Annotated in this window: 22 protein-coding genes and 1 pseudogene; 17 read left to right on the top strand and 6 right to left on the bottom strand. The window is 64.2% G+C overall.

The genetic code is table 11. The annotated features are described in order from the left end of the window. The first annotated feature begins 10 nt into the window (after window positions 1-10). The 11 genes from puuE (at window position 11) to M1E10_RS20305 (ending at window position 5,785) form a co-directional block, all read left to right on the top strand. Window positions 11-937 (top strand): polysaccharide deacetylase family protein, encoded by a 927-nt coding sequence (gene puuE / locus M1E10_RS20355; RefSeq protein ID WP_499174613.1) that lies wholly within the window; start codon window positions 11-13, stop codon window positions 935-937. After that, entirely contained in the window at window positions 934-1,431 is a 498-nt protein-coding gene (uraD, locus tag M1E10_RS20350) for a 2-oxo-4-hydroxy-4-carboxy-5-ureidoimidazoline decarboxylase (protein WP_499174612.1), read from the top strand. Before puuE ends, uraD begins: the two co-directional genes overlap by 4 nt. A 65-nt stretch (window positions 1,432-1,496) precedes the next feature. Next, a complete protein-coding gene (locus M1E10_RS20345; RefSeq protein WP_499174611.1) occupies window positions 1,497-1,787 on the top strand; it encodes a nucleotidyltransferase family protein in 291 nt (96 codons plus the stop codon). Beyond that, on the top strand, window positions 1,784-2,146 hold the full coding sequence (locus M1E10_RS20340) for a HepT-like ribonuclease domain-containing protein (RefSeq protein ID WP_499174610.1): 363 nt from the start codon (window positions 1,784-1,786) through the stop codon (window positions 2,144-2,146). The genes M1E10_RS20345 and M1E10_RS20340 overlap by 4 nt, the downstream gene beginning before the upstream one ends. Before the next feature lie 175 nt (window positions 2,147-2,321). Then, window positions 2,322-2,612: a nucleotidyltransferase family protein gene (locus M1E10_RS20335; RefSeq protein ID WP_499174609.1), complete on the top strand. Its 291-nt coding sequence runs from the start codon at window positions 2,322-2,324 to the stop codon at window positions 2,610-2,612. Next, complete coding sequence (locus tag M1E10_RS20330) at window positions 2,609-2,974, top strand: HepT-like ribonuclease domain-containing protein (RefSeq protein WP_499174608.1); 366 nt, start codon at window positions 2,609-2,611, stop codon at window positions 2,972-2,974. Before M1E10_RS20335 ends, M1E10_RS20330 begins: the two co-directional genes overlap by 4 nt. 5 nt (window positions 2,975-2,979) lie before the next feature. Further along, on the top strand, window positions 2,980-3,474 hold the full coding sequence (locus tag M1E10_RS20325; protein WP_499177242.1) for an ureidoglycolate lyase: 495 nt from the start codon (window positions 2,980-2,982) through the stop codon (window positions 3,472-3,474). Continuing rightward, window positions 3,471-3,827 carry a hydroxyisourate hydrolase gene (uraH, locus tag M1E10_RS20320; RefSeq protein WP_499174607.1) on the top strand — a complete coding sequence of 119 codons (357 nt, stop codon included), beginning with the start codon at window positions 3,471-3,473 and terminating at the stop codon, window positions 3,825-3,827. Before M1E10_RS20325 ends, uraH begins: the two co-directional genes overlap by 4 nt. 77 nt (window positions 3,828-3,904) lie before the next feature. After that, window positions 3,905-4,687, top strand: coding sequence for a thermonuclease family protein (locus M1E10_RS20315; RefSeq protein WP_499174606.1), 783 nt, complete (start codon window positions 3,905-3,907; stop codon window positions 4,685-4,687). Between the two features lie 93 nt (window positions 4,688-4,780). Further along, the gene (locus M1E10_RS20310) at window positions 4,781-5,158 is read left to right on the top strand and encodes a DUF1622 domain-containing protein (protein WP_499174605.1); all 378 of its coding nucleotides are present in this window, start codon (window positions 4,781-4,783) and stop codon (window positions 5,156-5,158) included. A gap of 81 nt (window positions 5,159-5,239) precedes the next feature. Further along, window positions 5,240-5,785, top strand: coding sequence for an iron transporter (locus tag M1E10_RS20305; protein ID WP_499174604.1), 546 nt, complete (start codon window positions 5,240-5,242; stop codon window positions 5,783-5,785). On the opposite strand, the pseudogene M1E10_RS20300 reads toward M1E10_RS20305, so the two are convergent. Then, window positions 5,766-6,194: pseudogene (locus M1E10_RS20300) on the bottom strand (type II toxin-antitoxin system HicB family antitoxin). The gene M1E10_RS20305 and the pseudogene M1E10_RS20300 overlap by 20 nt on opposite strands. Window positions 6,195-6,452: 258 nt before the next feature. Then, complete coding sequence (locus M1E10_RS20295) at window positions 6,453-7,598, bottom strand: alpha-hydroxy acid oxidase (protein ID WP_499174603.1); 1,146 nt, start codon at window positions 7,596-7,598, stop codon at window positions 6,453-6,455. A gap of 176 nt (window positions 7,599-7,774) precedes the next feature. On the opposite strand from M1E10_RS20295, the gene M1E10_RS20290 reads away from it, so the two are divergent. Continuing rightward, the gene (locus M1E10_RS20290) at window positions 7,775-8,020 is read left to right on the top strand and encodes a type II toxin-antitoxin system Phd/YefM family antitoxin (RefSeq protein WP_499174602.1); all 246 of its coding nucleotides are present in this window, start codon (window positions 7,775-7,777) and stop codon (window positions 8,018-8,020) included. Further along, window positions 8,010-8,291: a type II toxin-antitoxin system RelE family toxin gene (locus M1E10_RS20285; protein WP_499174601.1), complete on the top strand. Its 282-nt coding sequence runs from the start codon at window positions 8,010-8,012 to the stop codon at window positions 8,289-8,291. Before M1E10_RS20290 ends, M1E10_RS20285 begins: the two co-directional genes overlap by 11 nt. A gap of 21 nt (window positions 8,292-8,312) precedes the next feature. Here the strand turns inward: M1E10_RS20285 and guaD are convergent, their stop codons facing one another. After that, complete coding sequence (gene guaD / locus M1E10_RS20280) at window positions 8,313-9,620, bottom strand: guanine deaminase (RefSeq protein WP_499174600.1); 1,308 nt, start codon at window positions 9,618-9,620, stop codon at window positions 8,313-8,315. Then, a complete protein-coding gene (puuD, locus tag M1E10_RS20275) occupies window positions 9,617-10,846 on the bottom strand; it encodes a urate hydroxylase PuuD (protein ID WP_499174599.1) in 1,230 nt (409 codons plus the stop codon). The genes guaD and puuD overlap by 4 nt, the downstream gene beginning before the upstream one ends. Window positions 10,847-11,134: 288 nt before the next feature. On the opposite strand from puuD, the gene M1E10_RS20270 reads away from it, so the two are divergent. Beyond that, window positions 11,135-11,482 carry a hypothetical protein gene (locus tag M1E10_RS20270; RefSeq protein ID WP_499174598.1) on the top strand — a complete coding sequence of 116 codons (348 nt, stop codon included), beginning with the start codon at window positions 11,135-11,137 and terminating at the stop codon, window positions 11,480-11,482. A gap of 33 nt (window positions 11,483-11,515) precedes the next feature. On the opposite strand, the gene M1E10_RS20265 is transcribed toward M1E10_RS20270, so the two are convergent. Further along, window positions 11,516-12,412, bottom strand: a complete 897-nt coding sequence (locus M1E10_RS20265; protein ID WP_499174597.1) for a LysR family transcriptional regulator — start codon at window positions 12,410-12,412, stop codon at window positions 11,516-11,518. A gap of 102 nt (window positions 12,413-12,514) precedes the next feature. Between M1E10_RS20265 and M1E10_RS20260 the strand changes: the two genes are divergently transcribed. Then, window positions 12,515-12,760 (top strand): hypothetical protein, encoded by a 246-nt coding sequence (locus M1E10_RS20260; protein ID WP_499174596.1) that lies wholly within the window; start codon window positions 12,515-12,517, stop codon window positions 12,758-12,760. Here M1E10_RS20260 and xdhC read toward each other — a convergent pair. Continuing rightward, window positions 12,735-13,568: a xanthine dehydrogenase accessory protein XdhC gene (gene xdhC, locus M1E10_RS20255; protein WP_499177241.1), complete on the bottom strand. Its 834-nt coding sequence runs from the start codon at window positions 13,566-13,568 to the stop codon at window positions 12,735-12,737. The genes M1E10_RS20260 and xdhC overlap by 26 nt on opposite strands. A 119-nt stretch (window positions 13,569-13,687) precedes the next feature. On the opposite strand from xdhC, the gene M1E10_RS20250 reads away from it, so the two are divergent. Together M1E10_RS20250 and M1E10_RS20245 are read left to right on the top strand one after the other, a co-directional pair. Beyond that, window positions 13,688-14,614, top strand: coding sequence for a hypothetical protein (locus M1E10_RS20250; RefSeq protein WP_499174595.1), 927 nt, complete (start codon window positions 13,688-13,690; stop codon window positions 14,612-14,614). A 201-nt stretch (window positions 14,615-14,815) separates the two neighbouring features. Next, window positions 14,816-15,922, top strand: a complete 1,107-nt coding sequence (locus M1E10_RS20245) for a GAF domain-containing sensor histidine kinase (RefSeq protein ID WP_499174594.1) — start codon at window positions 14,816-14,818, stop codon at window positions 15,920-15,922. Window positions 15,923-15,959 lie beyond the last annotated feature (37 nt).

Raw genomic sequence — 15,959 nt, 5'->3', positions numbered from 1 at the left:
AGGTGATTTGATGTCCGAGAGTGACTACCCCCGTAATCTCGTCGGCTACGGCCGCAATCCCCCCGATCCGAAATGGCCAGGTGGCGCCCATGTCGCCGTGCAGTTCGTCATCAACTACGAGGAGGGCGGCGAGAGCTGCATCCTCGACGGCGACGCGGCATCCGAAAACCTGCTGTCGGAGATCGTCGGCGCGGCGGCCTGGCCGGGCCAGCGCAACCTCAACATGGAATCGATTTACGAATACGGTTCGCGCGCCGGCTTCTGGCGGCTGTGGCGGATGTTCACGGAGCTCAAGGTGCAGACGACGGTCTACGGCGTGACGCGCGCCATGGCCCGCAACCCCGAGGCCGTCGCGGCCATGAAGGAAGTTGGCTGGGAGATCGCCAGCCACGGCTATCGCTGGCTGGAATACAAGGATTTTCCGCTCGAGCAGGAGCGCGAGCACATCCGCGAGGCCGTCCGCCTGCACACGGAGCTGACCGGCGAGCGGCCCTACGGCATGTACCAGGGCAAGCCGTCGGACAACACGCTGCGGCTCGTCATGGAGGAGGGCGGCTTCCTCTATTCCTCCGATAGTTATGCGGACGATCTGCCCTACTGGGTGCCGGGGCTCGACGGCAAGCCGTTCCTGATCATCCCCTATACGCTGGAGACGAACGATATGCGGTTCGCCACGCCGCAGGGCTTCAACTCCGGAGACCAGTTCTTCACCTACCTCAAGGATGCCTTCGACGTGCTCTACCGGGAGGGCCAGGAGGGTGCGCCGAAGATGATGTCGGTCGGGCTGCACTGCCGCCTCGTCGGCCGTCCCGGCCGCGCCGCCGCCCTTCGCCGCTTCATCGAATACGTGCTCTCCCACGACAGGGTGTGGATCCCGCAGCGCATCGAGATCGCCCGACACTGGCACGCGCACCATATGCCGGGAGACGGCGCATGACAGCGCGCGAGGATTTTGTCGCCCGCTTCGGCGGCGTCTTCGAGCATTCGCCGTTCATCGCCGAACGGGCCTATGACGCCGGCCTGCTGTTCGTGCCGCTGAGGGCCGACGGCGTGCATCAGGCGCTGGTCTCGATCTTCCGCAAGGCAAGCCGGGAGGAGCGGCTCGGGGTGTTGCGCGCCCATCCGGATCTCGCCGGCAAACTGGCGATCGCGGGCGGACTGACGGAGGAGAGCCGCCACGAGCAGGCGGGTGCCGGTCTCGACCGGCTGACGCCGGCCGAACACGCCCGGTTCACCGAACTCAACGACGCCTATACGCAAAAATTCGGCTTCCCCTTCATCATCGCCGTTAAGGGCCTCGACAAGACCGACATCCTCGCCGCCTTCGAAGAGCGCATCCACAACAGCCTTGATGCGGAGTTCGAGACGGCGACGGCGCAGGTGGAGCGCATCGCGGCGCTGCGGCTCGCGACGCTGCTGCCGGAGGGGTGAGCGCCCATGTTCTTTCCAGCCCGTCTCCGATCGCCTATATTGCCGGCATCAGGAGTGATTTCGCCATGAGACCGTCCGAGGTGCTGGACAGGAACCGAACCATCATCAAGGAGATCGTGGCCCGACGTCGGGTCTCGAACCCCCGCATCTACGGGTCGGTCCTGCGCGGCGAAGACGGACCGGGCAGCGACCTCGATATCCTGGTGGACCCGTCGCCGGACACGAGCCTGCTGACGCTCGGCGGCCTCGAAGGCGATCTTTCGGAGGCGCTGGGCATCCGGGTCGACGTGAAGGTTCCGGGCGATTTTCCACCCGCGGTGCGCGAACGCATCATGGCCGAAGCCGTCGCCGTATGAGCGACGATCGCCTGGCCATCTATCTCGAACGCATGGCGGCATCGGCGAAGACGGCGACTGGTTATACGCGCGGAATGGATCGCGCCACCTTCTTCGCCGACCAGAGAACCCAGGATGCCGTTGTTGCCAATATCATGGCTATCGGCGAATGCGTCATCAAGCTGATGGATAGCCACCCGGAGTTCGTTACGGATCACCCGGAGATCGCCTGGAAGGACATTCGCAACATGCGCAACCGCATCGCGCATCAGTATTTCCAACTGGACGTCAGTACTATCTGGCTTACCGTAAACAGCGTCCTACCCGACCTTCTCGACCAACTTCACGCCATCACCCACTGGCGCCCGCAAGGCGAATGATCATGCCGCAGCCTCTCGTCGTCCATCGCCTCAACCGGGAAGCCTCAACGATCCAGAGGCAGAGTTCGAGGAAGGCGCTGCGGCTCGCGACGCTGCTGCCGGAGGGGTGAGCGCCCATGTTCTTTCCAGCCTGTCTCCGATCGCCTATATTGCCGCCATCAGGAGTGATGTCGCCATGAGACCGTCCGAGGTGCTGGAGCAGAACAGAGAAGCGATCCGCGCTGCAACGGCCCGTCACAAGGCGGCCAATCCGCGTGTTTTCGGTTCTGTTGCGCGGGGTGAGGACGGGCCGGACAGCGATCTCGACATCCTGATCGATGCTCTGCCCGGCATGACCCTGTTCGATCTCGGGGGGCTTCAAGCCGAGATGGAGGATCTTCTGCCTTGCCGGGTCGACGTGGTCACGGCCAGCGGCCTGAAGGCGCGGATGCGCGACCGGATCCTTGCCGAAGCGCGCAGCATATGACACCGGAAGAGCGGCTGCTCGACAACCTTATCGATATGGAGGCGGCGGCGCGCGAAGCGATCGCATTCCTTGAGGAGGTCAGCTTCGAGGCATTCGAGCAGGATCTCTTGCATCAGCACGCCGTAGCCATGACCTTCGTTTTAGTCGCGACCGCCGCTGCACGGATCCAGACACTGTTTCCGAACATTGCGTCCGAGCAACCGGAGGTCGCCTGGAGCAAGATCCAGGTGCTGCGCAATCTCGTGGTTCACCAATATGACCGGCTGGATTGGCGTATCGTCTGGGATACGGTGCAGTCCGACCTGCCGAAGCTTGTGCGACAGATCGACCAGCTCCGCCACCCGCATGTCCAGGGAGAATGACCCCTTTGCCCACCGAGCTTCCTATCCGCCCCCTGACGGCCGGGACATTCGCCCCCTTCGGTGACGTCATCGAAGCCGATCCGGCGACGATGCGGCTGATCAACGGCGGCACCACCGAGCGTTTCCACCGGCTGTCGGTCGCCGAGGCCGAGGGCGAGGATGTCATCATCAGCCTGTTTCGCGGCCAGCCGCGGCGCTTTCCCTATGAGATCGGCATGATGGAGCGGCATCCCTTCGGCAGCCAGAGTTTTTCGCCGCTGTCCGGCCGGCCCTTCCTCGTGGCGGTCTCGGAGGATGTCGATGGCCGTCCGGGCGAACCGCGGGTGTTCCTCGCCAGCGGCAGCCAGGGTGTGAACTACCGCCGCAACGTGTGGCATCATCCGCTGATGGTGCTCGATGCCGTCAGCGATTTCCTCGTCGTCGACCGGGACCGGCCGGAGACCAATCTGGAAGAATTCGTCTTCGACACGCCCTACATCCTCTCGGAGCCTCGCCCATGACCGGCCTTACCACCCATGTCCTCGACACCGCCCGCGGCGTTCCGGCCGAAGGACTGGCGATCGACCTCTACCGGCTCTCCGGCGAGACTCGCGAGAAGGTCAAGTCCGTGCGCACCAATGCCGACGGGCGCGTCGACGGCGGGCCGATGCTGGCCGGCGAGACCTTCCAGGCCGGCGAATACGAGCTGGTTTTCCACGCGGGCGACTATCTGCGCCAGACTGGAGCCAAGCTGCCGGATCCCGCCTTCCTCGACATCATCCCGATCCGCTTCGGCATCGCCGACACGGCGGCGCATTACCATGTGCCGCTGCTGCTTTCCCCCTTCGGCTATTCGACCTACAGGGGAAGTTGAGGCCGCGCAGGCGGCTCGGAAACCTTTCGGAAACCATCGTCACCCCATACTTCGCCGCGAGTCGCTGTGAGGGTAAAATGGCAGGTCCGAGACGAAAGACAGCCCGCAGGAGTAGTGGGCGCAAGAAGCGCGCTTCGGCCAGCGGTCGAGGCTCGACCTGGTTCTGGGGGGCGGCGCTCGTCGTTCTCGTCGGCGGTATCGCCGCCTACGACAATTCGGCGGCGGTGCGCCGTTTCGCCGGCACTTTCCTGGAGCAAGGACAAGAAACCGCTGCAGCCCGCCCGGCACCTGACAAGGCGCCGCAACAGAAGACTGTCGCATCGCGCCCCGTACCGGTGCCGCCAGAGGTAATCCCCGAGACGAGGCAGAAGCCTGTCACCAGGCCACGCGACGGCATTCAGACGGCAGCCATTACCCCGCCCGCGCTGATTGGCAACCCCAATGCGGCAAGGCCCGCCGGCGTGGTTCCGGCGGCTGTCCGGCCCGATGCGCCGGTGCTGCCAGATGGCCCCCACCAGACGAAATTCTATCTCTGCGGCACCGCCAAGCAGGACGATTGCGTCATCGCCGGCGACAGCTTCATGTTGCACGGGCAGAAGATCCGGCTTGCCGGCATCGAGGTGCCGGACATGGACAAGCCCGGCTGCGAGGCCGAGCGCATCAAGGGCAGCGACGCGGAACTGCGCGTGCGCGCCTTCCTCGATTCCGGACCCTTCGAGCTGGTGGCCGCCGGTGCCGGTGACGCTGACAGCCGTGGCCAGAAGATCCGCGCCGTCATGCGCAACGGCATTTCCCTCTCCGACATCCTGGTGCGCGAGGGGCTGGCGAGGAAGCCCGGCGCGAAAGGCGGCTGGTGCTAGCGGGCACTTGTCCACCGCCACATGGCCCATGCGGAACGATGTGCAACTTCATGCCGCCAGGCGCAGTTTCACCTGCCTGAAAGGGGACCTCGAATGGACGCCATGTTTGCCCAGCTCCTGCATGTCACCACCCGCACCATCGAAGTGGCGGGTGTGGTGGTCATCGTCGTAGGGATTTTCTTTGCCGCTTTCAACTTCATCAAACACAGATCGCGCGAAGGGGCCTACCACGAACTGCGGGCTACCCTTGGTCGGGCCATCCTGCTGGGGCTGGAGCTTCTTGTGGCGGCCGACATCATCAACACGGTGGCGATCGAGCCGACGCTGGACAGCCTCGCCGTCTTGGCCGGTATCGTGCTTGTCCGAACCTTCCTGAGCCTCTCGCTCGAGGTGGAGATCACCGGCCGATGGCCCTGGCAGGAAGCCAGCCGTTCCTCGGGGCGTGATCCCGGCGGCGTACACAGGGATTGAGCTCGCTTCTGAAACCTTTCGGGCTCGCCACTCTTAATAGACTGAGCGATGCCGCAGTCTCAGCGATCGAAAGGGTTTCAAATGCGCAAAGCACCGGAAAAAGTCAGCGATGAAGCCGATCGTCATCAGATCGAGATGGCGAAGAAGGAGGGCGCTGCCTATCACGCCTCCCTGAAATACATGGCCGAGGAAGTGGCCGACAGCGGCGGGATGACCCGCGCCGGCCACTATATCGTGGCCTACGCGCAGGAGCGCGCGGAAGGCATGTATTCGCTGAAGGGGGAAGGGGAGCTTGTCTGGGACGAGCCCACCGACGAAGACTGCCATCTGGAAATCTCGGTGAGCGATGCCGGCGACCAGCGCTTCGTCCCCTATCTGGACATCACCGCAACCCTGACGCCGAAGGACGGCAAGGCCGTTGGCCCCTTCGACGTGCCCTTCGTCTGGCACCCCGGGCTCTACCACTACGGTACGAACATCAAGGTGCCCGGCGACGGCATCTACCGGCTGGACGTCACGATCAAGCCGCCGACGTTCATGCGCCACGACGAGGTCAACGGCAAGCGTTACGCCGAGACCGTCGACGTGACCTTCGACGCGGTCGAGATCACGACCGGCCAAGAGTGATCTCGCGAGCCTTCGTCTGCCGCTCCAGCTCGCGGCGCGCGGCACCGGCAAGGAAGCCCGACCGCGACAGGCCTTGCGATGTGGCGAAAGCATCGACCTTCCTCAGGACATCTTCCGGCAGAGTAACATTGATGCGCACGGCCCGGCTTTACGGCATCCTGATCGGGACGAGAATGGCGACGCCGTCTCTGTTGGCCAGTTCCGCCATGACGGTTTCGAGGCTTGACGGCTCGGGGATCATGTCGCCGTCCTCCAGCATGCCCTCGATGTGGAAGGCGAGAGCCTCTTCCGCCATCTGACGCGCATCGTCCAGCGTTTCGCCAGCCGTGACGACCCCGAGGAAATCGGGGAAGGACATGCCATAGTCACTGCCGTCTTCCTTATGGATGAGTACGATGTAGTTGGTCATTCGACCCCTTGCCTTGACGCACAATAGAGAATTGTCGTATTACACAAGTATATGAAATTCTGTTGCTGCGCAGGACGTGCGGCCCAATGAGGGCTCGCTATGCGCACAATCACGTCGAACTGTATCTCATTCCTACAAGAAATCACTGTCCCGGTCGGCACGCGATACTTTTGGTTTTCGCAGGCAAACGAGCTTCATCCGCTTTGTTATGGTGTCGCGGACCTAATTGTCCAATTTTTCCGGTGAACATCTGCCACATCAGAACCGGACCTCCGCCAGCACGCTGCGGTCGACCGCCTGGATGTCGCGCTTGCCGCAGAGCGCCATGGTGATGTCCAGTTCTTTCCGGATGATCTCAAGCGCCGTGGTCACCCCCGGCTTGCCCATGGCGCCGAGGCCGTAGAGGTAGGGGCGGCCGATGTAGGTGCCGCGGGCGCCGAGCGCCACGGCCTTCAGCACGTCCTGCCCGGAGCGGATGCCACCGTCGAAATGCACTTCGATCCGGTCGCCGACGGCGTCGACGATCTTCGACAGCATGCTGATCGAGGACATGGCGCCGTCGAGCTGGCGGCCACCGTGGTTGGAGACGATGATGGCGTCGGCACCGGTCTCGGCGGCCGAGCGGGCGTCCTCCTCGTCGAGGATGCCCTTCAGGATCAGCTTGCCGCCCCAGCGTTCCTTGATCCAGGCGACGTCCTTCCAGGACAACTGCGGATCGAACTGCTCCGCGGTCCAGGAGGACAGCGAGGAGAGGTCGGAGACATTCTTGGCGTGGCCGACGATGTTGCCGAAGCCGCGACGCCTGGTGCGCAGCATGTCCATGCACCAGAAGGGCTTGGTCGCCAGCTGCAGGCCGTGGTGGATCGTCCACTTCGGTGGGGCTGAAAGCCCGTTGCGCAGGTCTTTGTGGCGCTGGCCGAGGATCTGCAGGTCGAGCGTCAGCACCAGCGCAGAGCACTTGGCCGCCTTGGCACGGTCGATCAGGTTGGCGACGAACTCGCGATCCTTCATCACGTAGAGCTGGAACCAGAACGGCTTGGAAGTCACCGAGGCGACGTCCTCGATCGAGCATATCGACATCGTTGACAGCGTGAAGGGCACGCCGAATTCCTCCGCCGCCTTGGCCGCCAGCATCTCGCCGTCGGGATGCTGCATGCCGCAGAGACCGGTCGGCGCCAGCGCCACCGGCATCGATGCCTCCTGGCCGACCATGGTCGTCGCAAGCGAACGGTTCGTCATGTCCACCAGCACCCGCTGGCGCAGCTTCACCTTGGCAAAATCCTCCTCGTTGGCGCGGTAGGTGCCCTCCGTCCAGGCGCCGCTGTCGGCATAGTCGAAGAACATCTTCGGCACCCTTCGGCGGGCGCGGGTCTTCAGGTCGGCGATGGTCAGCGGCTTGGACATGGTGTGATCTTCCTCCCAGATGTTGTCAGACAACTAGCAACAATGGCGGCGCGGGTGAACATATTTCCGCGCTTGCCCGACCGTTTTTCCAAGCTATCGGTTTCTTGGCTGCCGTGCTATCAGTACCTAAATCGATGCCAAATTCAGACCTGTTTCATTCGATGAGGGAACCCGAGATGCAGCGCGTGGAAGCCGATGTCGCCGTCAGCGTTTCGGATCTGAAGAAAAATCCTACGGCGATCGTGGATCGCGCAGGCGGGGGGACGGTTGCGGTTCTCAACCACAATCGCGTCATGGCCTACATGGTGCCTGCCGCCACCTACGAAGCGCTGATCGATGCTCTGGACGATCAGGCGCTGGTGGAGATAGCCAGGGCGCGCGCGGAGGAGAAGGGCGTTCCGGTTTCTCTCGATGACCTATAGCCTCGAGTTTCTGCCCTCTGCGCAAAAGGAGTGGGAGAAGCTCGGGGCAACGCTCCGCAGCCAGTTCAAGAAGAAACTTGGCGAGCGTCTTTCCCATCCGCGCGTCGCCGCCGATGCCCTGCGCGGCATGCCGGACCACTACAAGATCAAGTTGCGCTCCGCCGGCTACCGTCTGGTCTACCGGGTCGAGGACGAGAGGATCACCGTCGTCGTCGTGGCGGTCGGACGGCGCGAGGGATCGGCAGTCTACGAGGCCGCCCGGAAGCGCTGATGCGTCCGCGGGGAACGCCCGTTAGAGCCCACCCTTCATCGCCCGTCCCCGCACATAAGTCTCCGCCACCGCCCGATCGTCGCCCATGGTCTGCAGCAGGAACAGCTCCTCCGGCAGCGTCGTCACGGTTTCCATGCGCAGCGCCATGGCCGGCGTTGCCGCGGCGTCGAGGACGACGAGGTCGGCGTCGGTGCCGACCTCCAGCGTGCCGATCCGGTCGGCGAGCGACAGGGCCTCGGCGTTGCCGCGGGTCATCAGGTGGAAGCTGTCCAGCGGGTTCAGCCGCTCGCCGAGGATCTGCTGGATCTTGTAGGCCTCGTCCATCGTGCGCAGCATCGAATAGCTCGAGCCGCCGCCGATATCGGTGGCGACCCCCACGCGGACGGGCTTGTCGCGCCGGCGGATGGCGTTCAGCGGAAACAGGCCGGAGCCGATGAAAAGGTTGGAGGTCGGGCAGTGGACGGCAACCGCGCCGGTTTCGCTGAGTACATCCGTTTCGCGGTCGGAGAGGTGGATCGCGTGGCCGAGCAGCGTCTTTTTGCCCAGCAGGCCGTAGTGGGCGTAGATGTCAGTATAGTCCTTCGCCGTCGGATAGAGCGCGCAGGTGAAGGCGATCTCGTCGAGGTTTTCCGAGAGATGCGTCTGGATGTGGAGGTCGGGGAATTCCTTTGCCAGCGCCTGCGCGGCCTGCATCTGCTCCGGCGTCGAGGTGATGGCGAAGCGTGGCGTGATGGCGACGTGGTTGCGCCCCTTGCCGTGCCAGTCGGAAATGACCCCGCGGGTCTCATCATAGGCCATCTGCGGCGTGTCGAGCAGCCCCTGCGGCGCATTGCGGTCCATCATCACCTTGCCGCCGATCATGCACATGCCGCGCTTCATGGCTTCGGTGAAATAGGCGTCCGCAGAGGTCTTGTGGACGGAGCAATAGGCGGCCGCCGTGGTCGTGCCGTGGCGCAGCAGCTCGTCGTAGAACCGGCCGGCGATGCGTGTCGCATGATCGGTGTCGACGAAGCGCAGCTCCTCGTGGAAGGTATAGGTGTTGAGCCACTCCAGCAGGCTGCCGGCATAGGAGGCGATCACCTGCATCTGCGGGAAATGCAGATGCGTGTCGATCAGGCCGGGCAGGATCAGGTGCGGGCGGTGGTCGATCTCGGCGACATTGTCCGGCGCCTGCGCCCTGACCTCGGCGTAACCGCCGATCGCGGCGATCACGCCATTCTCGACCAGCAGGCCGCCGTCATGCTCGTAGCGGTAGCTTGCCGTGTCGGTCAGCGACAGGGGCGCCCGCGTGAAGGTCAGCAGGCGGCCGCGGATCAGGGTCTTCGTCATTCGGATACTGCACTTTCGTACCAGGCGGTCAGGAGCTCCCGCTCCTGAACCGAAATCTCGGTGATGTTGCCGGGCGGCATGGCGTGGCTGCGACCGGCCTGGATGTAGATCTCGCGGGCGTGGACGGCGATCTCGCGATCGGTCTCTAGCTTCACCGCCTTCGGCGGGAATGGCACGCCCTCCCAGACGGGCTCTGCCGCATGGCACATGGAACAGCGCGACAGGACGACGTCGCGGGCAGCCTCAAAATGGACGTTGGCGGCAAATTTCTGCTGCACGGGCGACATTGCTGCATCGTCCGTCTCGCCGGTCAGGACCTTCGGCACCGTCGACAGCCACATGATGACGATGAAGATCAGAACGGTGGCAAGCCAGGTCCAGGTCGGGCGTCCCTTGCGGGCATGGGTGGTGTTGAACCAGTGCCGGATCGTGACGCCCATCAGGAAGACGAGAGCGGCGATCACCCAGTTGAAATGGGTGGCAAACGCCAGCGGGTAGTGGTTCGACAGCATGAAGAAGATGACGGGCAGCGTCAGGTAGTTGTTGTGCAGCGAACGCTGCTTGGCGATGACGCCGTATTTCGGGTCGGGCGTGCGTCCCGCGATCAGGTCGGCGACGACGATCTTCTGGTTCGGGATGATGATGAAGAAGACGTTTGCGGACATGATCGTCGCGGTGAAGGCGCCGAGATGCAGGAAGGCGGCACGGCCGGTGAAGACCTGCGTATAGCCCCAGCCCATGACCACCAGCACCACGTAGAGGACCGCCATCAGGCCCCAGGTGTTCCTGCCCACCGGCGACTTGCAGAGCTGGTCGTAGATCACCCAGCCGACGGCCAGCGACGCGACCGAGATGGCGATCGCCTGCCACTGGCTGAGCGCCATGACGTGGCTGTCGATCAGGAAGAGGTCGGCACCGCCGTAGTAGACGATCGCCAGCATCAGGAAGCCCGACAGCCAGGTGGCATAGCTTTCCCATTTGAACCACGTCAGGTGCTCGGGCATCTGCGCCGGCGCCACCAGGTACTTCTGGATGTGGTAGAAGCCGCCGCCATGCACCTGCCACTCCTCGCCATAGGCGCCGACGCGCAGATGCGGCCGCTTCACCAGCCCGAGATCGAGCGCGATGAAGTAGAAGGACGAGCCGATCCAGGCGATGGCGGTGATCACATGCAGCCAGCGTGCCGCAAACGACAGCCACTCCCAGGCGACGGCATATTCGTACATTTCAACAACCCCTCTGGAGACCTTCCCCCGACTCGGCACATTGCGAAAAAATGACGGGTGAGGGAAGGGGTGGCAGAGCTGCAGATAAATGTTCCTGCGCGGGAACTCCAGCACTGCTGTCTGGTTCACGGCAAGGCGCGGCAGCTGAACCCGTTTCAGATGCAGGCGCAGGACCGGATGAGGGCGCAGACGCGCTGTTCCGGTGACAGGTGCATGTCGACCGGTGGTGGAGGTTGGCGGGGCTTGCCGGTTGGTGATCGTTCATCATCATCAACGGAGAATGAGCAGATGCGCAGCATGCCGATAACCGCATTCATCGCCTACGCCATGACCGTCGCCACGCTTCCGGCGGCAGCTCATGAAACGACGACAGGCTGGCAGTACGATCAGTTCTGCTGCAACGGCGACAGCCACAGCGGCGACTGTCAGATGATCTCGACGAAGAACGTGAAGATTACCGAGAATGGCTACGAAATCTCGCTTGCGCCCGGCGATCACCGGCTGGTGACCCGGCCGCATCACTTCACCCTGCCGCAAGCCAAGGCGCGGCGCTCCCGGGATGCCGAATACCACCTCTGCCTCTATCCCACGGAAGATACGCTGCGCTGCTTCTACGCACCACCCATGGCGTTCTAGGCGCAAGCCCAGCCCGTAGCCGCAGTCGTGTGGCTACTCGGGGATCGGCGGCAGCATCTTGTGCATGAAATCTCTGAATGCCTTGATCTTGCGGGAGTTGCGCCGCGCCTCGGGGTAGACGAGATAGTAGTCGGTGCCGTCGTTGGCCTTCAGCTCGAAGGGTTGCAGCAGGCGGCCGAGTGCGACGTCGTCGGCGTAGAATTCAGGCATCAGGATCGCGACCCCGTTGCCGGCAATGGCGGCTGCGGCCTCGAAGGCCTGCACGCCGAAGCGGCTTGCGGGGCGACCGGCAAGATCGACGTCCGGCAGTCCGGCAGCCTCGAACCAGATCCGCCACCAGGGATCATTCGGATCGATGATCCGGAGCTTCAGGAGGTCGGCCGGCGTCCGCACGCCGCCGATCGTGGCAGCAAGATCCGGGCTCAGCATCGGCGTGAAACCGCCCTTCATGAGGAGGTGGATCCGCAGCCCCGGCCAGTTGCCTTTGCCGGAGCGGATCGCCACGTCCGCTTCCGTCTTGGTGAAGTCGATCACCTCCTGCGAGGTTTCGAGCCTGACGGCGATGCCCGGGTTTTCCAGCTGGAACGTGCCGAGATGGCGGGCCAGCCAGCGGGAGGCGAAGGTCGCCGTCGAGTGGATGGTCAGCGTCCCGTCCGAGGTGTCCTTCAGGCCGGCCACGGCGTCCTCCAGCATCGCGAAGGCCTCGGTGACCTTCGGCGCCAGCCGCAGGCCGGCATCGGTGAGGCTCAGCTGCCGGGGCTGGCGCAGGAAGAGCTGTTCGCCCAGCATGTCCTCCAGAAGCCTGATCTGGTAGCTCACGGCCGTCTGTGTCAGGCCCAGTTCCGCGCCGGCCCTCGTGAAGCTCATGTGGCGGGCTGCAGCCTCGAACACGCGCAGGGCGTTCAGCGGGAATTGGCGCGACATCTTCATGCATGAGCTCTCTTGATCCATACAGGCGATCATTCGATTGGATGCCGCCCGCAGCGCGGCGCATCTTAGACCCACGATCACCAAATGGAAGTGGGTCACATCATGTCGATATCGTTTGTGTCACAGGAGCAGAGGCGGAGATCAGCGCTTCCTCCGTCATTGCTGCAGAAGCTTGTTGGCGTCTTCAGTGCCGGGCGACGACGCAACAACAGGATCGATCCCGATCACATGCCGGACGACCTGCAAAGGGACATCGGCCTGCTCGACGGCCCTGCGAGACGCGGTGATGCGTCCCGCGACAGCGCCTGGCGCGCTGCCATTCTCACCTATCCGCCGCGGGCACTCTGAGTTTGCTTCCGAGCACCGTCAGCAGTTCAGCCGCCACCAGGGCGGCGATCACGGCCGGGCGCTTGTCGCGGACCTCTGTGCCGCCGATCGGGAGCACGAGCCGGTCGATGAGGCCGCCCGTGATCCTGCCGTCATCGCCCTCGCGCTTCAGCCAGCTCGCGAAGGTCGCCCGTTTCGTCGCCGAGCCGATCATGCCGACATAGGGGAGATCCGGCCGGGTGAGGGCCTCGCGGGCAATCAGGAAGTCGAGCGCGTGGTCGTGGGTCAGGATGACCGCCGCACCGCCTGCCGGGATCTCGGCAACCACGGCTTCCGGCAGGGCCACATGCCGTACGGTCACGCCTTCCGGCAGATCGCCAATCGCCTCGGCACGGGTTTCGACCACCGTGACCGCCAGGGGCAGGGGGGCAAGCGCCCGCGCCAGCGCCAGACCCACATGGCCGGCGCCGAAGAGGAATACGGCAGGGTTCTGTTTGGCCTCCTGGCTCAGTCGCTCGCCAAGGCTGCGGGCGATCTCCGGGGTCACGAGGGAGAAGGAGAGCCGCGTGCGCCCGCCGCAGCACTGGCCGATCTCCGGCCCGAGCGGGATGTCCATGACCGTCTGTCCGCCGCCTTTCAGCAGGGCGCGGGCATTGTCGATCGCCATGAACTCGAACTGGCCGCCGCCAATCGTGCCCCAGATCGCCCTGTCCGCCACCAGCATCACCGTGCCCCGGTCGCGGGGCGTCGAGCCGCGCGCCTCGTCGATCACGACGAGTACCGATTGCGGATGGGCGGCAAGGAATGCGGAGAGAGCGAGATCTGGCATGGCGCTCACGTTAGCATCTTCGATGCCCGGCTGCACCGGTCGTGGCCCGCCGGCAACAGGCTTTGTACCGAAGCGCCATTGTTGTAGGGTCGCATCGAGAGCTCGCGAGGAATTCCCGGATGAACAGGTTTACACGCTCGATCGCCTGGGTCGCGGTCGCGGTCTTTGCTGCGGCGATCTTCGTCGCCAACCCGCTGTCTGAAAGCGCCACCCGCTTCGCCCGCGAGGTGACGATCGGCACCGGCGCCCTCTATGGCACCTTGCGGGTCGCCAATTCAGTGATGAGCGTCGCCAAGGATGCCGACGTCTCGGGCGGTGTGGGTCTCGCCTCGGTGACGGCAAGCCCGGGGCAACTGCTGCAGCCGGTCACCAACACCATCGACCGCATGGCCGATCTTCTCTTCTATCTGGCCATCGCCTCCGGCATCCTCTCAGTTGTGCTTGCCCCCGTTGCCAAGGTGACGGCCGCGTGCCTCGCCATCCTCGGGATCGTGCAGGCGCTGCTTGCGCTGGCGGCCAGACGGGCGCCGCCGTTCGCCGAGCGGCTCAGCCGGTCGGCGCTGGTTCTCTGCCTGATCGGCACGGTGGTGCTGCCGGCCTCCTACGCAATCGCCTTCCATGCGGGCGAGGCGATCACCGACGAGGCCTGGCGAAGTGCCACATCGGTGTTCCAGCGGATGGATGCCGACTACGAGACCACCGCAGTTCGCGAGCAGGTCGAGGCCCTGCGCGAACTGCCGCCGGTAGAAGCGCCGGCCCCGCCCGTGCCGCCGGTGGAGGAGGGGCTTCTCGACCGACTTGGGTCCGCCGTCGATGCGTCACGCTCGGCGCTGGCCGGGACGCTGGATGCGGCGTCCGGGCTGGCGGGGACGGTGACGGGCGGATTGTCGGCCAACGCCCGCATCATCACCGATGGCGTTGCCATCTCCGCGGACCTTTTCACCGCCTCGATCGGGATCGCCGTCGCCTATCTGGTGAAGCTTCTCGTCCTGCCGCTGATGATTTTTGCCGCCTGTCTCTATCTGCTGCGGGCGGCAGTTCGCTAGTGCGGGATGCCGATCTTGGAATTGACAAAGAATGCACTAATTGCTGTTGCGAGAAGCGGTGGCCCGCCGGCTGCACGCAGGATGACCCTACCAAAGTTCGATTTTCCCTAGATGGCTGAAGACGCGCAGAACGAAGTACAAGCGATGCAGGGCGTTCCTGCAATCCCGACAATATTGGAGGTCGTCTGTCAGGCGGCCGGAATGGGATTTGCAGCGGTCGCCCGGGTCACCGAGGACAGGTGGATCGCCTGCCAGGTCCGCGACAGCATCGGTTTCGGCCTGATGCCTGGCGACGAGCTCGCCGTCGAAACAACCCTATGCCACGAGGTGCGGCAGTACCGCGATGTGATCGTCATCGACAATGTCGCCGAAGATCCTGTCTACAGCAGCCACCAGACGCCGAAGCTCTACGGCCTGCAGAGCTATGTCTCGGTTCCGATCATTCTCCCGGACGGGCGGTTCTTCGGAACACTGTGCGCCATCGATTCAAAGCCTGCCACGCCCAGCAATCCGCAGACGCTCGCGACGATCAAGCTGTTTGCCGATCTGATCGGCTTCCAGTTCGATGCGGCGGAGAAACTCAACTCGGCGCGCGCCAGCCTGATGGGCGAGAAGGTCACCTCGGAGCTGCGCGAGCAGTTCATCGCGGTGCTGGGCCACGACCTGCGCAACCCCATTGCGTCGCTCGGCGGCGGCATCAGCATCCTGCAGCGGGAACCGCAGAGCGAGAAGTCGACGCGGGTGCTGAACATCATGCGCGGCAGCGTGTTGCGCATGTCGGCGCTGATCGACAACGTGATGGATTTTGCCCGCGGACGTCTCGGCGGCGGCATCGCGATCCAGAAGGATTACGATTCGCCGCTTGGCCCGACCCTCGACCAGGTCATCTCCGAGATCCAGTCAGGACACCCGGAGCGGCGCATCGAGGCGAACTACCGGCTGTCGGAAGCGGTCGGCGTCGATCATCAGCGGATCGCGCAGATGTTCTCCAATCTGCTCGGCAACGCCGTCACCCATGGCTCGACCGAGCATCCGATCCATGTCCATGCCTCCGTCACGGATGGAGAACTGCATCTGTCGGTGGCCAATGCCGGCGAGCCAATTCCTCAGGAGGCGCTGCAGAAGCTGTTTCAGCCGTTCAAACGCGGCGGCGGGTCGAGCATGCAGGGGCTCGGCCTCGGCCTCTATATCGCCTCTCAGATTGCCGAGGCGCATGGCGGCAGCCTTGCGGTCAATTCCGACGAGAGCGAGACCCGCTTTACCTTCCGGATGCCGGTCGACTCAGGTGACGAACTGGTTGTCCGGTAGTCCTCTGTCCTCTGCGCATGCAGACAAATTGAGCGAA

The organism is Rhizobium sp. PK7-22, assembly GCF_056530405.1.
Note: the sequence above shows the minus strand (reverse complement) of the source record. Positions and strands in the feature narration are given on the sequence as shown.

Bases quoted from the DNA above. Each gene is read 5' to 3' on its own strand.
- M1E10_RS20260 (WP_499174596.1), top strand. From the start codon at position 12,515: ATGTCGATATCGTTTGTGTCACAGGAGCAGAGGCGGAGATCAGCGCTT.
- uraH (WP_499174607.1), top strand. From the start codon at position 3,471: ATGACCGGCCTTACCACCCATGTCCTCGACACCGCCCGCGGCGTTCCG.
- uraD (WP_499174612.1), top strand. From the start codon at position 934: ATGACAGCGCGCGAGGATTTTGTCGCCCGCTTCGGCGGCGTCTTCGAG.
- M1E10_RS20270 (WP_499174598.1), top strand. From the start codon at position 11,135: ATGCGCAGCATGCCGATAACCGCATTCATCGCCTACGCCATGACCGTC.
- puuD (WP_499174599.1), bottom strand. From the start codon at position 10,846: ATGTACGAATATGCCGTCGCCTGGGAGTGGCTGTCGTTTGCGGCACGC.
- M1E10_RS20335 (WP_499174609.1), top strand. From the start codon at position 2,322: ATGAGACCGTCCGAGGTGCTGGAGCAGAACAGAGAAGCGATCCGCGCT.
- M1E10_RS20295 (WP_499174603.1), bottom strand. From the start codon at position 7,598: ATGTCCAAGCCGCTGACCATCGCCGACCTGAAGACCCGCGCCCGCCGA.
- M1E10_RS20290 (WP_499174602.1), top strand. From the start codon at position 7,775: ATGCAGCGCGTGGAAGCCGATGTCGCCGTCAGCGTTTCGGATCTGAAG.
- puuE (WP_499174613.1), top strand. From the start codon at position 11: ATGTCCGAGAGTGACTACCCCCGTAATCTCGTCGGCTACGGCCGCAAT.
- M1E10_RS20340 (WP_499174610.1), top strand. From the start codon at position 1,784: ATGAGCGACGATCGCCTGGCCATCTATCTCGAACGCATGGCGGCATCG.
- M1E10_RS20265 (WP_499174597.1), bottom strand. From the start codon at position 12,412: ATGAAGATGTCGCGCCAATTCCCGCTGAACGCCCTGCGCGTGTTCGAG.
- M1E10_RS20345 (WP_499174611.1), top strand. From the start codon at position 1,497: ATGAGACCGTCCGAGGTGCTGGACAGGAACCGAACCATCATCAAGGAG.
- M1E10_RS20245 (WP_499174594.1), top strand. From the start codon at position 14,816: ATGGGATTTGCAGCGGTCGCCCGGGTCACCGAGGACAGGTGGATCGCC.
- M1E10_RS20285 (WP_499174601.1), top strand. From the start codon at position 8,010: ATGACCTATAGCCTCGAGTTTCTGCCCTCTGCGCAAAAGGAGTGGGAG.
- xdhC (WP_499177241.1), bottom strand. From the start codon at position 13,568: ATGCCAGATCTCGCTCTCTCCGCATTCCTTGCCGCCCATCCGCAATCG.
- M1E10_RS20315 (WP_499174606.1), top strand. From the start codon at position 3,905: ATGGCAGGTCCGAGACGAAAGACAGCCCGCAGGAGTAGTGGGCGCAAG.
- M1E10_RS20330 (WP_499174608.1), top strand. From the start codon at position 2,609: ATGACACCGGAAGAGCGGCTGCTCGACAACCTTATCGATATGGAGGCG.
- M1E10_RS20250 (WP_499174595.1), top strand. From the start codon at position 13,688: ATGAACAGGTTTACACGCTCGATCGCCTGGGTCGCGGTCGCGGTCTTT.
- M1E10_RS20310 (WP_499174605.1), top strand. From the start codon at position 4,781: ATGGACGCCATGTTTGCCCAGCTCCTGCATGTCACCACCCGCACCATC.
- M1E10_RS20305 (WP_499174604.1), top strand. From the start codon at position 5,240: ATGCGCAAAGCACCGGAAAAAGTCAGCGATGAAGCCGATCGTCATCAG.
- guaD (WP_499174600.1), bottom strand. From the start codon at position 9,620: ATGACGAAGACCCTGATCCGCGGCCGCCTGCTGACCTTCACGCGGGCG.